This window comes from Microbacterium sp. 20-116, assembly GCF_041079415.1.
Lineage (GTDB): Bacteria > Actinomycetota > Actinomycetes > Actinomycetales > Microbacteriaceae > Microbacterium.
In genome coordinates this window covers 34468-48134 of record NZ_JBFYGP010000004.1, presented here as the reverse complement: position 1 = coordinate 48134, position 13667 = coordinate 34468, and the positions used below count along the sequence as shown (strand labels likewise).

Here is a 13667-nt window from a genome sequence, read left to right as displayed (position 1 = left end):
GGTCATGCGGTCAAGCCCCCGTCCACGACGAGGCAGTGCCCGTTGATGTACGAAGCCGCAGGGCTCGCGAGAAAGAAGACGGCGTTGGCGATCTCCTCCGCACTCCCGAATCGCCGGTCGGGGATGAGCGCCAGATACTCGTCTTTCATCGCCGACGGCAGCTGATCGAGCATCTCCGTTTCGACGAACCCCGGAGCGATCACATTGACGCGGATGTTCATGCGCGCGAGTTCCTTGGCGAGCGTCCGCGAGAAGGCGACAACCCCGGCTTTGGCTGCCGCGTAGTTCGCCTGACCCGCGGGGCTGGTGATGGCGCTCACGGAGGAGATGTTGACGATCGTTCCCGACCTCTGCGCCGCCATGAGCCACGCGGCCTGCTTGGCGCACGCGAATGTGCCGGAGAGATCCGTGTCGACGACCGATCGCCAGGCGTCCTCGCTCATCATGAGCGCGAAAGAGTCCTGCGCGTGACCGGCGTTGTTCACTTGCACATCGAGGCCTCCCCACGCGGCTTTGATCTGCTGGAACATGCGCTTCACCTCGTCGAACGACGAGATATCGGCTCGGACCGGAAGGACCCGACCGGGGTGCTCTTTCTCGAGCCGGTCCAGAACGGCGAGGGTCTCCGGACGGTCACTGCGATAGTTCACGGCGACAGATGCGCCGTCCGCGAGGAATCGTTCAGCGATCGCGAGGCCGATCCCGCGCGTCGCCCCTGTCACACACACTCGTGCGTCTTGCATTGAGATCAGGCCTTTCTCACGAGGGCGGAGGTGACGCCGCCGTTCACCGTCGATACCGTCACCAGCAATGTCTGGCCGGGTTCGGCTGCGGACAGAGCGAGCACGTGGGCCAGCGCCTCGTTGCCGCCGAAGCATTCGCCGGCAAGGAGTCGGGGCAGGGCGATAGGACCTCGGTGTCCGATCCCCCGGATCGCAGCGATCTCGTTCCGGGTGATGGCGCCGAGTCCGTTCGCTGTACCGACGACGATGTCCACGTCGCCCACCCCGAGTCCCGCATCGCCGAGGGCTGCCCGCATCGTGTGCGCGATCGTGTCGTCGTTCTCCGGCCAGTCCACGTAACTGACGCCGGCACTCGTCGCCGAGGCGAGGGAGAGCCCGAGGAGGTGCGCGATGGGCTCGGCACCGCGTCGCCCGGCCGATCGCGGGGATTCGAGGACCACGACAGCGGCCGCTTCGCCCGTGCTGAAGGGAAGCTCGCGGTCGAGGTCCGAAGCGGCGGCATCGAAGTGGTCCGTCATGATCTCGTTCGTCTCGTCGAGCGACATCGCGAAGATCGCGTCGGCCTTGCCCGTCTCGATCAGCTGCGCTCCGTAAGCGACCGCGGAACCGCCGACGAGGGTCGAGTTCGCACCCTTCAGACCGAGCGCGAGACTGGCCTGGCCGTTGGCGACGTTGTAGACGGTCTGCGTGAACAGTGCGGGGCTCGCGTTCATGAGCCCGCCCCCGAGCAGGCCGTCGAGATAGTCGCTGACGACCCGCTGCGGTCCGTACTCGGTGTTCGCGACGATCCCGATCCGTTCCGCGTCGGCGGGAAGCTCGGCGAAGTGGGCCCCCGCGAACGCGTCGACGGCCGCTGCCATCGCGAGCTGGCTGAACCTCTGCTTGCGCCGCAGACCCACCGACGTGACGTAGTCCCGGATCCGGAACCCCGCCGGCACCTCACGGACCGAGTGCCCGATCGAACCGGAGGACGTGGCCTCCACCGTGTCGACATCGGCGAAGATCCAGTTCTCGTGGTCTTTCGCGTGCTCTCTCGCCGACAGGCCCAGCGACGAGATCGCGCCGACGCCGGTGATCGCCAGGGGCTCGTTCATGCTCTTTCTCGCTTTCTCAGCTGCTGTTGCGCGAGGGAGACGGACCGGTCGGCAGAGGCGATCAGCTGCGGCAATCCCGAGCCGTGCTCCCCCCATTGGCCCGTGATGAAAAGGTTCTCGAGGCTCGTCCTCTGGCTGATGCGCCGAACCATGTAGTTGTCGACGTCGTGCGCCCACCCCGTCGCCGACCCTCCCATGTGTCCGAACCACTCGGCGTAGTCGATGGGTGTGACGATGCGTCGATAGACGCTGCTCGTTCGCAGTTCGGGCAGGAGCGTGCCGGCGAGCGTCGCCTCGATGCGGTCTGCGTACTCCGCATAGAAATCCGCATCGTGGAGGTCGGGATCGTGGTACATGTCGACCTCGATCCGCACGAGGTCTCGACCGGGGGCGGCGACGGTGCGATCGATGTTGGTGACGACGTGCACCTTGATGACCGGGTGCTCGGGCAGGGCACCTGTTTCGAGAACGCGGTAGGTCTCGAAGACGTCGGTCGACGCAGTCACGTAGTGACGCGCGGCACGACCGAAGCGTGTCAGATCGACGCCGGCGAGAGTGTGGAAGAGGCTCAGCGACGAGTGCCCTCGTCTCCGGCCGCCCGCGTCGATGCCGGCGAGACCGTGACGTTCCAGCAGGGCGCCGAGGCTCGGGGCGTCCCCGGTGAAGAACACCACGTCCGCGCGTCGCACCGTGCCGTCGGCGAGAACGACCCCGCTCGCTCGGCTGCCCTCGATGACCAGGTTCGTCATCGAGGAGTCGAAGATGATCTCGCAGCCTGCGCTCCGCAGGCGGTCCACGATCGATTCGACGAGGTTCCGCACACCGCCGCGCGGATACACCATCCCCTTGCCGTAGCACTCGGTGATGAATCCGGCCATGACCAGCAGCGATGAGTCGTCGCACTGGATCCTCATCGCCAGGGCCGTCCGCAGCTCGGGGTCGGTGATCGTCTCCCGGCAGAACTCCTCGAACCCGCGACGGTGATGGCGCATCATGAAGCGTCCGCGTTCGCGAGGATCTGCTGAGTCGTCGCTGAGAAACGACCGCAGGAAGTCGAAGAAGCGGGCCAGGTCGTCGACGGATGCCGGGAACTCTCGCGCGAGCTCCTTCTGGAGTCGGTCCAGTCCGATCGGCATTTCGATACGCCGCTCGCCGATCGTGAGGATGTCAGCGATGTCGAACGGTTCCAACTCCACCGCGGCACTCAGGTCGAGTGACGCGAGCAAGCGAGCGAGGGACTCGCCTTCCCCTCCGCCGAGGAGATGCGAGACGGCCAGATCGAATCGGTCTCCCGCCTCGTTCTCGAAGCCGCCGAAGTAACCGCCCGCCTGACCGGTGCGCTCCACGACGACGACGCGGTGACCGTGGTGGAGCATTCGCGCCGCGGCGACGAGACCGGCCATTCCGGCGCCGACGACCACGACGTCAGAGCTTCGCATCGAAACCCCGCCCGTCGGTCACCACGCCGGGATTCTCGAAGAAGAACGTCTTCATCTTCTCCCCGACCGCCTCCGGCCAGCGGAAGAGGAATCTCCCGCCCTCCACGAGAGTGACGTGTTCGGTCGTCCCGAGGGCGACGGTGGCTCCGTCAACGACTTTCGTCAGTCGGTAGTAGAAGACGAGCTTCGTGGTCTCCTGCGGCTTGATGAAGGTCTCGAGCCGCAGCTCGTCGCCGAACCTGGCGAAGCCCGTGAACGAGACACGAGTCTTCGTGACGGGGGCGAAGATCGGTACCCCGTCGACCTCGATCATCGGCTGTCCGCCGATCATCTTTTCGATGAGCGCGAAGCGGCCGGCCTCGAACCACACGAACGTGTTGCTGTGATGGTAGACGCGGGCCATGTCCGTTTCGGCGAAACGGACCGAGAACCTGATCTCGTTCGGCGGCGCGATCCGTGATGCGGTCATCGAATCTCCAGGAGGTCGAGCACCGGGTACCGGCACAGCGAACGGATGGGGAACCAGAGCACGGCGACGGTCAGGACGAAGCCGATGCCGAGCGGAGCGAGGAACGCCCACCACGTCGGCGCGAAGGACAGAGTCGTCGCCCCGACCACAAAGGTGAACGCCTGGTCGGTCGAGGTGAAACCGACGGCATTCGCGCCGGCGATCAGGACCGCGGCCAGGATGCCGCCGACGACGTAGCCGATCACGTACTGGGCGACGACCTCGGTCAGGTACATCCGCCCCAGCGCACTCGATCGGGCTCCTGCTGTCTTCAGCACGGCGATGTCTGCGACGCGGGCGAGCAAGGCGGAGTAGACGAGCGAGGTCAAGCCGATGCAGATGATCAAGAAGGTGAAGGTCGACGCCGCGACGAGCACGACACCCCAGATCGCCGGTCCGAGCATGAGGGACGACCACATCGTGTCCGACCAGAGGGAGAGTGTGGTCGCGCAGCCGAGGCCGGCGGTTGCGGCGTCGATCTCGGAGCGGACGGTGCTGGTCTGCGGTGCATCGATCAGCAATTCGTTGGCTCGGTCGGCGTCGCCGAAGACTTTCCGGGCGAGCGACTCTCGATCGACGAGCACCCAGCTCTCGAGGGTGAAGCTGGGTGTGGATGCCGTGACCACCGCGTCGACGGTGTACGTGAGCCGCGCAGCGCCGATCGAGATGACGAGCACGTCACCAGAGGCGACTCCGAGTTGCCGGGCGACGGTGTCGGTGAGCACGATGCGATCGGCGCCGAGCGGCTCTGGAGGGAGTCCGAAGTTCTCGGCCAGCGTGCGTTCGGCTGCCAGGTCCGCGCCGACGAGAGTCACGGATGCGCTCGCCGGCCGATCCGGGGAGGCCGAGGGGCTCTCGAGGTTGGCACTCAGATCCAGGCGCGAATGGACGGACGTCGCCCCCACGGCAGCGGCGATGTCCGACATCTCGTGTGCGTCGACCGAGAGGACGTCATCGCGCGTTGCCGGCTGCACGAGCCAGGGCGCCCCGACGGTGCCGAAGAGCAGTCGATCCGCGTTCTGCCCGATCGCTGCGACGAACGACAGCGCGATGACGAAGAGCGCGATACCCACGGCCACCTGCGCGACGACGCCGACCGTCTCACGCCGGTAGTGGACCACGTCTCGTACGGCGATTCCGATCATCGCGCCCGCTCCGCTCGATCGATGTCGGCCCCCGCCGCGAGCTGTTCCGGGCGCAGCGATCGCCGGCGGATGACGAGGCCCTCTCCCGCCCTGTGGACCGCGGTGCCTACCGTGCCGTCGATGAAAACCCGCGTGAACTCGACACCCGGGTCGCGAGCGACAACGCTGGCCTCATCGAAGCTGCCGAACCCGAGGGCGAGGCCGAGGCCGAGATACTTCGCCCACGCCTCCTTGGCCGTGAAGACGGGAAGCAGGCGAGAGGGGTCGCGTGCGATGAGCTCCCGCTCCGCTGCAGTGAAGAAGCGGACCGGTGGACCGCTCACCATGCGACGCTCCCGTCGCGCATTCTGCTGCTCGATATCGATGGCCACGTTGCTCGTCGCCACGGCGCACACCGTCAGGTCGCCCGTGTGCGACATCGAGAACCAGACGCCGGGAGTCTCGGCCTCGGGTCGTTGGCCGGGACGACGGCGTACCCGCAGTCCGCCGAGCCCCAGAAGTCGTGCCGTGTCCGAGAGCAGCGCCCGACCGGCCGCACGGCGCAACGGCCGTCCACCCGCGCCGTACTCGGAGCGATCGATCCACTGTGCGACGATCACGCGGCCTCCCCCAGGAGAGCGGAGCTGACGCGCAGCAGTTCGGTGACGGCGATGACCTCGCGCCGCCGGATCTCGCGCACCGCGGTGATCACGCTCGCCCATCCGACGCGCGGATCCTGCTGTGCGGCGTGGGCGCGCATGCCCCGAGCGAGTGCACGCCACCTCCCGCCGAGGGCGGCGTACTCCGTAGCGATCGCCGCGAGACGGCCGTTGTCCAGGTGCGTCGAGGCGGCCCGGAGACCCCGTGCGAACAGGTGCCGCCCGGCGCCGCCCCCGGAACCGATCTTCTCCAGCGTCGTCGCCATCGACACCAGCTCGACCTGCATGACGAGGGGAGTCACCGTGTCGGGCATCGATGCCAGTTCTCGCTCGAAGGCCTTGAGAGCCCGCTCCCCCTGGCTGTTGTTCGCGGGGTTGAGGAAGAGCTCAGCGCTCTCGACGAGGGACAGGGCGAGTACCTCGCGGACGTCGGGCACGTGCTCGGGCGGGATGAGCCGGCCGACCGCGAATCGGCGGGCAGGGCAGGCCATCGAGATCGCACCGTCACTCGGCATCGCCGCCGCCGTCGCGACCTCCTCCGCGTCCATCGCGATCGGATGCGCCCACAGGTAGTCGTTCACGAGCAACGAGCCGGCCGCCGAGACCGACCGCACCGGCAACGCGTGCTCGCCGAAGGCGTGGACCTCCTCCCAGGGAAGCACGCCGCGGAAAGTCGACAGTTCTCGCGCTTCGCAGTACAGGTACGGGAGCGTGCCCGCGTCTGCCCACTCACGGGTGCGGGCCAGCATCGCGTCCGCCGTGGCGTGGGAGACGAACTCGATGCGCGAGCCCGTTCGTCGCGCGAAGAAGTGCTCGAGGTCGTGAATGCGACTGTTGATGTAGTAGGTGTCGCCGTCGCGGTGGAACAGCAGCCCGAGTCCGCCGCCGATGACGTACGCGAGCTCTTCATCGAAGACGAACTCCGTCCCGAGGAACGCGTTTCTGATCATGGTCGAGAAGCAATGGGACCCTCTGAGGTAGGGGTCGGGCCATTGCGTGCGTGGCGTGAGTTTCATGAGCAGACCCGTCCCGCGACACCGCGTGCATGGGCGTCGAGCGCGGCGCGCTCGACGCGGGCGATCTCGGCGAGTGCCGCATCGGCGCCGTCCAGGAACTCGAGGTGCAGCGCGGCCGAGCGGGCGAAGCCCGCGTGTGTCTCATCGGGAACCGTTGCCGTGCCGTACGACTCGATCGCCGTCACGAGCACGGAGCGGTGGAACGAGTCGTCGCCGGCACCCATCGCCGCCATGCCGCGCCGGTACGCCTGAGTCTTCTCGCGCAGAGGGCGGCTCGAGACGAACGACTCGAGTCGGGACAGGCCGTCCCGGGCCGTCGCCATTCGCAGGAAGAGGAGTCGGAGGGACCGTCGGGCCCGCGCGGCGATGTCGTAGCGCGCGGGTGCCAGGATCGCCCGCAGCGAGGGCACCGGCGCCGCGTATCCCCACAGGGACGATTCGCCGCGCAGCAGATCCTCGTAGGACGCCGTCCGGTCGGCGAACGTCGAGGTGATCCGCACGGTCGTGTCGCCGAATTCGCTCAGAGCGACAGGACGCACGGTCGTCGCCCCGCTCACCGGGTCGCACTCGGGATGGAGGGAGTAGAACGGCGTCGCTCTCCAGCGCCGCTCGGCGAGAGCGTGTTCCCGACGAGCGGCATCGAGGAACGGCCCGGCGTCCACGCTCCGGAACTGCTCGCAGTTGAACCCCGCGGCCTCGAAGAGGTCGAATGCCGCATCGAGTCCGCCGAAGTCATCGAGGCCGTCCGGATCGGCGTACCGGATTCCGGATGCCATGACCACGACCGCGCTCGGCTCGACGGAGATGTCCAACGCGTCGAAGATCATTCCCGCGGGCGCGAGAGCAGGATGAGAATGTCGCGCGAGCGACGTCGGTGCGTCGATCACTCTCCCCGCCTCACCCTCCGGAGGGCGACGCAGGTGTTGTTCCCCCCGAACCCGAACGAGGTGGAGATCGCGACGCTCATCCCATCGACGTCACGGGAGGTGTGTGGGATGTCGAGTTCGGCGAATCCGTGCATCGGCTCCGTGGTGCCGATGTTGCCGGGAACGAAACCACCCTCGAGCGCGGCGAGACACACGAGCATCTCCAGACTGCCCGCGCAGCTGAGAGTGTGTCCGTGCAGCGGCTTCGTCGAGCTGATGGGGATACGTGCCAGGCTGTCTCCGAACACGCGGGTCAGCGCGGCGAGTTCCATGGCGTCGTTGTAACGCGTTCCGGTTCCGTGAGCGTTGATGTAGTCCACGTCCTCCGGCCGTATCCGGGCGTCGGCGAGACACTGCGTGATCGCCAGAACGGCACCGGTTCCGCTCGGATCGGGGGCAGTCGCGTGAAAGGCGTCGTCGGAGAGGCCGTAGCCGCAGACTTCGCCGTAGATCGTCGCGCCGCGCGCGATCGCGGACTCCGCGCTCTCCAGGACGAACACGCATGCCGCTTCTCCCAGACCCGTACCGTCTCGCCTTTCGTCGAACGGCCGGACGGCGTCGTGCGTCAGCGACTTGAGCAGGGTGAAGCCGGAGAAGGAAAGCATCGAGAACGGTTCCGCACCGCCCGCGATGGCCACGTCCGCCTGCCCGGTCGTGATGAAGTCGTAGGCGCGGCCGACGGCGTTGCTTCCGGCCGCGCAGGCGGTGGAGACCGCGGCTTGGGGCCCGCGCAATCCGAACGCACGGCGGATCGTCGCGGTGACCGTCGCGGGCGTTCGCACGACGGTCACCCCCGGGATCACTTCGTCGCGGAGCTTCTGCTGCGCGTATGTGTGATTCGTCTCGACGCCCGCGTTCGACGACGCGACGACCACGGCCGTGCGGAACGGGTCGAGCGCTTCGACGGCGAATCCGGCATCGGCAAGGGCGACGGCCGCACAGTGCACGCCGTAGTGCTCCGCGGTTTCCCACTCGAGATGCTCCGCCACGAGGGTCGTGAGCTCCGCCGGGAACTCGGTGATGACCGCTCCACGGTCGAACGGGAAGGCTGCGGTGTCGAAGTACGGGATCGCCCGAAATCCGCTCGATCCCGCGCGGAGCGATTCGGTGAATTCGCTCATCGTGTTCCCGATCGGACTCAGCAACCCGACGCCGGTGACGTATACGCGTGTGCTCATCCTGGGTGGAGCCTCTCGACGGTGGTCAGCGGGCGCCGATCAGGCGGCGTCGACGCGGTGCGCGCGCACGTAATCCGCGATCGTACGAACGGACGTGAAGACCTCGGGTTGATCGTCGGGGAGTTCGACATCGAAGGTCGCGTTGAGGGCGAGGACGACCTCGAGGATGTCGATGGAGTCGAGGTTGAGCGAGGACTCCTCGTGTTCCGTTCCCTCCGCCAGGGAAGAGAAGATCGGCGCGTCGAGGTCGACGTCGACAGGATCGATTTCGAGCCCCAGTCGTTCGACGATGGCCGAGACGATCTCTCGCTCGATGGTCTGTTCGGTCATGTCATTTCCTTCGTCTCTTGCAGTGGGTCGAAACATCGACGAGGCGGCTGGGCGGATGGTCGGGGCCCGATGCGGGCGGTGAACCGGCTTTCGGTTACCCGAGCGGGCCGCTCGGGCGTGTGCCGCGGCGACGACGTACCCGACGCCGGGGGGACCGGATGCCTCGAATGCCTCACTCCGGGAACAGCTGTTCCGTCGTGACGCCGCGCCGCGCGCCTTCCGCGAGGAATTCACGCACCGACATATCTCGCTTCGAGCACGCGCCGCGATCGCCGCCGGGAAGCGCGCCCTGTTCGTCCGTTGTCGGGTGCTCCTCGCGCGTCTCAGTGGTCATGTTTGAATGCTAGAGGGTCATGTTTGACTGCCTCAAACGATTTCACCCGCCCGGTGAAACGGGAGGACTCTCCTACGCTGGGGGCATGGCCCGTAAGAAGAAGACGCCCCACCCGTTCGACCGGCATCTGGGTTCGGCGATCCGGGCGGCGCGTCGGCGCAGAGATGTCACGCGCGAGGCTCTCGCGCGGCAAACCGGCATCCCCCTGTCGAACTTGAAGCGACGCGAAGACGGGGTGAACGAGACCACGGTCTCCGAGCTCGAGCGCATCGCGGCGGTCCTGCGCGTGCCGACGCGCGAGATCGTCGACATGGCCCTCGTCGACTACAGCGACGACGGCTCCACGTCGAGCGGCTCGCCGCACGACGGCCTCGTCAAGCTGCTCGCCTCCATGTCGGAAGCCCCTCGTACCCTCGACGAAACAGACAACGTGACCTACCTCGGTCACGTCTCTCCCGGTCTCCTCGACGCCGCCAACACCGACGAGAGGACGAGGTCGACCGACTGATCATCGACGGAGGAGCCTTGCGAGAACTACTCGCCCTCGCGGCACGCCTCGGGGTCACCGTTCACGTCGCTCATCTCCCCGAACCCTATCGGGGCTTCTACGATCACGAGCGTCGCATGATCGTGTATGGCTTCACCCTCACCCCCGTCGAGCGCGCCTGCGTCGTCGCACACGAACTCGGACACGCCTTTCACGGACACCGGGGCCCGGGTGATCCCCGTGCGGAGGCCGCCGCCGACGCGTACGCCGCTCGGCTCCTCGTCGATCCGGAGCGATTCGCCCGGCTCGAAGCGATGGGTTTGCCCGAGAACGACATCGCCGAAGAACTGGGCGTGACGCCCAAGCTCCTGCGCGTTTTCCTCGAGAACGACCTCACGCGTCTGCGCGGCGTCACCTATACGCGCGCCCGGCTGGGGCGCGGCCAGTTCCACTCGTCCGAGCGTTGGGCATCGTGACGCCGCGTGCGTCGGCTCCTCCGCGCTCGTCCCCTCCGTTCGCTCGCGACGGCCGCGTCACGGTCGCCACCGACTCGTCCCCTCGCCCGTCGGATGCACCGACTAAATCCACCCCCGCTCGCGCGCGTGGATCGTCGCCTGCTGCCGACTCGCGAGTCCGAGCTTGCCGAGCACCGACGACACGTGGTTGCGCACCGTCCCCGCCGACAGATGGAGGGATGCCGCGATCTCGGCAACCGTCTGCCCTCGCGCGCCGGCTCGCAGCACGTCGAGCTCCCGGTCGGTGAGCGGGCTGCGCTCGTCGCTCAGCGCGTCGGCCGCGACCTCGGGGTCGACGTACCGGCGCCCGACCGCGACCTCGCGGATGACGGCCGCCACGTCGTCCGCCGGTCGCGACTTCGACAGGAATCCGCTCACTCCCGCACCGAGCGCCCGCCGCAGCACCCCCGGCCGCGCGTGCCGCGTGACGATCACGCAGCGCGAGGGCACGCTCCGCAGGATCTTCGCGGCCGTGTCGACGCCGTCGAGCCCGGGCATCTCGAGGTCGAGCAGGCAGACGTCCGGCCTCAGCCGCTGCGCCTCGGTCACGGCGCTCTCGCCGTCGCGGCATTCGGCGACGACCTCGAGGTCGTCCTCCAACCGCAAAAGAGCTGCGAGCGCGGTACGGATCATGTCTTCGTCGTCGGCGATGAGTACGCGGATCATGCCGTCACCTCCTCGGGCACGCGAACGGTGATGCGGAATCGGTCGCCGAGGCGGGTGGCATCCATCGTCCCTCCCACCAGGCCCACGCGCTCGGCGATCCCCGACAGTCCCGCCCCATCGCCGACCGGAGACGCGGCACCCCGCGAGTCGTTCTCGACGACCAGCACCCACGATCCCTCGTGACGGGAGAGGGAGAGGGATGCCGAGACCCCGCCGCCATGCTTCAGCACATTCGTCGTGGTCTCGCGCACCACCGGCCCGAGCACGTCCGCCGGCGCGCGACCGGCCTCGGTATCGACCAGCAGGTCGACGGTGAGGCCCGCGGCGCGCAGCAGATCGGCGGCGTTGGCGAGTTCGTCGGGCAGGGGCACACCGCGGAATTGCGAGGCCAGATCGCGCGTGCCTCGCCGCGCCTCATCGACGCTCACGCGAGCCGCGCGGACCTGTTCGGCAGCGGCATCCGGATCCCGCCCCATCATCTTCTCGGCGAGCTCGAGCTGCAGCGCGATCACCTGCAGGTGGTGGCCCTGCAGGTCGTGCAGGTCGCCGGCGAGGCGCAGGCGCTCTTGCGCGGCCGCGAGGCGACCCTCGGCGCGGCGGGCGCGGTCGAGTTCGCGCACGATGTCCCACCACCAGAGCGAGGTGGCGGTCAGCGGCGCGAGCATCGACGCGAACAACGGCAGGGCGAAGGTCAGGGTGAGGTAGCCGTCGGGATTCAGGCGCGTGGCCTCGACGACCCACGCCGCCACGATCACGACCAGCAGCAGCACGACGAGCCGCAGCCGGATGCCGCCCCGCCACCGCACCGTGCACAGCGCCTGCGCCGCGAGGGCCACCGCGACGAGCACGGATCCCGCCCCCAGGCCGAACACCGCCGCCGAGGCGATCCCCACCAGCACGAGGGGCCAGACCCGGCGCCGCGCCGAGTCGTCGCCGTCGTCGAGGGGCTCGCGGCGGTAGTGCACGAGCAGAAGGACTCCGGATGCCATCGACCCGGCCGCCCCGATCAGGACCAGCGCGATGTCGAGCGGCGTCCCCCGCATGACGACGACGAACGTCCAGAGGAAGAGGGCGAACACGTGCAGGAACATCACCGAGGCGGCGGTGTACCACCAGGTGACGCGGACGTCACGGGCGTAGGTCGCCGCGGGAGTGCGGAGGGGTGCGGGTGCGGGGGCGCTCACACCCGCCACAGTACGGGCATGACATTCGTCACGGGCGGGGCGGGACGACCCCGCGAGAGGGGGCGGGCACGGGTGGGTTCCGTGCCCGCCGTCCGCTCAGGCGCCCTCTCGTCGCGGTCCCGACGCCGCCGGCTCCGCACCCGCGAGAAGCGCATCGTCGCTCCCGTCGCCGCGGACCCGACGGCGGAACGGCGCCGCCAGCGTCGGCAGGATGCTGCGTCGGTGGATGATCAGCGCGACGATCGCGATCGCGATCTGCACCCCCGACAGGATGTACCGGCCTCCGGTGTCGGTGACGAAGAACTGCACCGCGAAGATCGCCGCGAGAGACGCCGCCGACCACCAGTGGAACCGCAGCGCCATGATGATGGCCACGCCCATCACGGTCTGCGAACCGGTGAGCACGAACTCCTCGATCTGGCGCGCGTCGAGGGGAAGGTCTCCCCCACCGCCGCCGAAGAAGTGCGCGAGGGGCAGCGAGCCGACCAGCAGGCTCCACTGATTGATCTTCGACGCGATGAGGGTGCCGATGGCGGCAGCCCCCATACCGCGCAGCGCGAACATCACGGCGATGATGAATTCGGGAGCCTCGGATGCCAGCGGCGCCAGCCACTGCACGAGGAAGTAGCTGTCGATTCCCAACGCAGAACCCGACTCCACGAGCGCCTCGGCGAACGGTTCGGCGCACGCGAGGATGATGGCCGCGGCCACGACGAACAGCGCGATGACGGTGAGGCGGCGCGGCCGCTGGGGCAGGTCGGCGATGAGCGCGGCGGGGCCGACGAAGTGCTCCTCGCCGTCGCTCTCGGCCTGGCTTGCGCGCCAGAGGTAGAAGGCGAACGCGGCGATGAGGACGAGTCCGAACCAGATCGGGAGGTGGCCGAGCAGCGGGATCGCGAAGGCGACGACCGCGAGCACCGCGAGGAAGCCCACATCGAGGCGGGATTCGCGCGGCAGCTGCAGGAACGTCACCCGTGCGGCCTTCTTGCTCTTCGCGACGCGGTTCGCGACCATCAACGCCACGATCACGACGAGCGGCCACCCGAAGCCGAGAAGGAGCCGGTTCGAGCCGGTCATGTTCGCCGCCGCGAACTGCTCGTACGACGGGTCGTACCCCGACCGGAACGCGTAGTAGAGGTCGACCGCGTACTCCGGGAGCACGGCGATCAGGGCGAGGATGGCGATGGCCAGCGGGCCCGAGATGTCTTTCTGCGCGGCCTCGGCGGCCCACGCCAGAAGGAAGCTCGCGGCGACGACGGCCGCACCGAAGACGATGAGATCGAGCACGGCGTTCGGGTGGAACCCGAGCACCCGGAAGACGATCGCGGGGGCCGCGATCAGCAGGCACAGGCCGATACGGCGGATGAGAGCGCGTGGCATGGAAGAACTCCGGTCGGACGCGACCGAAGACGGGACAGCGACGCTTCGGCCTGGGCGGGCCGAAGGTCTCGCTCGCCTCACCGC

At 68.3% G+C, this 13667-nt stretch carries 16 protein-coding genes; 2 read left to right on the top strand and 14 right to left on the bottom strand.

Annotated elements, in window-relative coordinates:
• Positions 1 to 2: 2 nt before the first annotated feature.
• The 11 genes from fabG to AB6V29_RS09465 form a co-directional block, all read right to left on the bottom strand.
• Entirely contained in the window at positions 3 to 743 is a 741-nt protein-coding gene (fabG, locus tag AB6V29_RS09515) for a 3-oxoacyl-ACP reductase FabG (protein WP_258027863.1), read from the bottom strand.
• Positions 744 to 748: 5 nt separating this feature from the next.
• Positions 749 to 1837: a beta-ketoacyl synthase N-terminal-like domain-containing protein gene (locus AB6V29_RS09510; RefSeq protein ID WP_180993373.1), complete on the bottom strand. Its 1089-nt coding sequence runs from the start codon at positions 1835 to 1837 to the stop codon at positions 749 to 751.
• Positions 1834 to 3276, bottom strand: coding sequence for a phytoene desaturase family protein (locus tag AB6V29_RS09505; protein WP_369358269.1), 1443 nt, complete (start codon positions 3274 to 3276; stop codon positions 1834 to 1836). Before AB6V29_RS09505 ends, AB6V29_RS09510 begins: the two co-directional genes overlap by 4 nt.
• Positions 3263 to 3679: a thioesterase family protein gene (locus AB6V29_RS09500; protein WP_295832255.1), complete on the bottom strand. Its 417-nt coding sequence runs from the start codon at positions 3677 to 3679 to the stop codon at positions 3263 to 3265. Before AB6V29_RS09500 ends, AB6V29_RS09505 begins: the two co-directional genes overlap by 14 nt.
• Positions 3680 to 3741: 62 nt before the next feature.
• Positions 3742 to 4929, bottom strand: coding sequence for an ABC transporter permease (locus AB6V29_RS09495; protein WP_369358267.1), 1188 nt, complete (start codon positions 4927 to 4929; stop codon positions 3742 to 3744).
• Positions 4926 to 5528 (bottom strand): 4'-phosphopantetheinyl transferase superfamily protein, encoded by a 603-nt coding sequence (locus AB6V29_RS09490; protein ID WP_369358265.1) that lies wholly within the window; start codon positions 5526 to 5528, stop codon positions 4926 to 4928. The genes AB6V29_RS09495 and AB6V29_RS09490 overlap by 4 nt, the downstream gene beginning before the upstream one ends.
• On the bottom strand, positions 5525 to 6517 hold the full coding sequence (locus tag AB6V29_RS09485) for a DUF4872 domain-containing protein (protein ID WP_369358264.1): 993 nt from the start codon (positions 6515 to 6517) through the stop codon (positions 5525 to 5527). Before AB6V29_RS09485 ends, AB6V29_RS09490 begins: the two co-directional genes overlap by 4 nt.
• A 62-nt stretch (positions 6518 to 6579) precedes the next feature.
• Entirely contained in the window at positions 6580 to 7470 is an 891-nt protein-coding gene (locus tag AB6V29_RS09480) for a hypothetical protein (protein WP_369358263.1), read from the bottom strand.
• Positions 7467 to 8687 carry a beta-ketoacyl synthase gene (locus AB6V29_RS09475; RefSeq protein WP_369358260.1) on the bottom strand — a complete coding sequence of 407 codons (1221 nt, stop codon included), beginning with the start codon at positions 8685 to 8687 and terminating at the stop codon, positions 7467 to 7469. The genes AB6V29_RS09480 and AB6V29_RS09475 overlap by 4 nt, the downstream gene beginning before the upstream one ends.
• Before the next feature lie 39 nt (positions 8688 to 8726).
• A complete protein-coding gene (locus AB6V29_RS09470) occupies positions 8727 to 9017 on the bottom strand; it encodes a phosphopantetheine-binding protein (protein WP_103206630.1) in 291 nt (96 codons plus the stop codon).
• Positions 9018 to 9189: 172 nt separating this feature from the next.
• Entirely contained in the window at positions 9190 to 9351 is a 162-nt protein-coding gene (locus AB6V29_RS09465; RefSeq protein WP_369358258.1) for a hypothetical protein, read from the bottom strand.
• 85 nt (positions 9352 to 9436) lie between these two features.
• Between AB6V29_RS09465 and AB6V29_RS09460 the strand changes: the two genes are divergently transcribed.
• Both AB6V29_RS09460 and AB6V29_RS09455 read left to right on the top strand, forming a co-directional pair.
• Complete coding sequence (locus AB6V29_RS09460) at positions 9437 to 9859, top strand: helix-turn-helix transcriptional regulator (protein WP_103206631.1); 423 nt, start codon at positions 9437 to 9439, stop codon at positions 9857 to 9859.
• Between the two features lie 17 nt (positions 9860 to 9876).
• Complete coding sequence (locus tag AB6V29_RS09455; protein ID WP_369358255.1) at positions 9877 to 10314, top strand: ImmA/IrrE family metallo-endopeptidase; 438 nt, start codon at positions 9877 to 9879, stop codon at positions 10312 to 10314.
• 102 nt (positions 10315 to 10416) lie between these two features.
• On the opposite strand, the gene AB6V29_RS09450 is transcribed toward AB6V29_RS09455, so the two are convergent.
• From AB6V29_RS09450 to AB6V29_RS09440, 3 genes are all read right to left on the bottom strand, one after another.
• Positions 10417 to 11019, bottom strand: coding sequence for a response regulator transcription factor (locus tag AB6V29_RS09450; protein ID WP_116238599.1), 603 nt, complete (start codon positions 11017 to 11019; stop codon positions 10417 to 10419).
• A complete protein-coding gene (locus AB6V29_RS09445) occupies positions 11016 to 12203 on the bottom strand; it encodes a sensor histidine kinase (RefSeq protein WP_369358252.1) in 1188 nt (395 codons plus the stop codon). The genes AB6V29_RS09450 and AB6V29_RS09445 overlap by 4 nt, the downstream gene beginning before the upstream one ends.
• A gap of 96 nt (positions 12204 to 12299) precedes the next feature.
• The gene (locus AB6V29_RS09440) at positions 12300 to 13583 is read right to left on the bottom strand and encodes a sodium:proton exchanger (protein WP_369358249.1); all 1284 of its coding nucleotides are present in this window, start codon (positions 13581 to 13583) and stop codon (positions 12300 to 12302) included.
• Positions 13584 to 13667: the final 84 nt, after the last annotated feature.

Coding starts and splice junctions, on each gene's coding strand:
- fabG (WP_258027863.1), bottom strand. CDS start 743: ATGCAAGACGCACGAGTGTGTGTGACAGGGGCGACGCGCGGGATCGGC.
- AB6V29_RS09510 (WP_180993373.1), bottom strand. CDS start 1,837: ATGAACGAGCCCCTGGCGATCACCGGCGTCGGCGCGATCTCGTCGCTG.
- AB6V29_RS09505 (WP_369358269.1), bottom strand. CDS start 3,276: ATGCGAAGCTCTGACGTCGTGGTCGTCGGCGCCGGAATGGCCGGTCTC.
- AB6V29_RS09500 (WP_295832255.1), bottom strand. CDS start 3,679: ATGGCCCGCGTCTACCATCACAGCAACACGTTCGTGTGGTTCGAGGCC.
- AB6V29_RS09495 (WP_369358267.1), bottom strand. CDS start 4,929: ATGATCGGAATCGCCGTACGAGACGTGGTCCACTACCGGCGTGAGACG.
- AB6V29_RS09485 (WP_369358264.1), bottom strand. CDS start 6,517: ATGATCAGAAACGCGTTCCTCGGGACGGAGTTCGTCTTCGATGAAGAG.
- AB6V29_RS09475 (WP_369358260.1), bottom strand. CDS start 8,687: ATGAGCACACGCGTATACGTCACCGGCGTCGGGTTGCTGAGTCCGATC.
- AB6V29_RS09470 (WP_103206630.1), bottom strand. CDS start 9,017: ATGACCGAACAGACCATCGAGCGAGAGATCGTCTCGGCCATCGTCGAA.
- AB6V29_RS09465 (WP_369358258.1), bottom strand. CDS start 9,351: ATGACCACTGAGACGCGCGAGGAGCACCCGACAACGGACGAACAGGGC.
- AB6V29_RS09460 (WP_103206631.1), top strand. CDS start 9,437: ATGGCCCGTAAGAAGAAGACGCCCCACCCGTTCGACCGGCATCTGGGT.
- AB6V29_RS09450 (WP_116238599.1), bottom strand. CDS start 11,019: ATGATCCGCGTACTCATCGCCGACGACGAAGACATGATCCGTACCGCG.
- AB6V29_RS09440 (WP_369358249.1), bottom strand. CDS start 13,583: ATGCCACGCGCTCTCATCCGCCGTATCGGCCTGTGCCTGCTGATCGCG.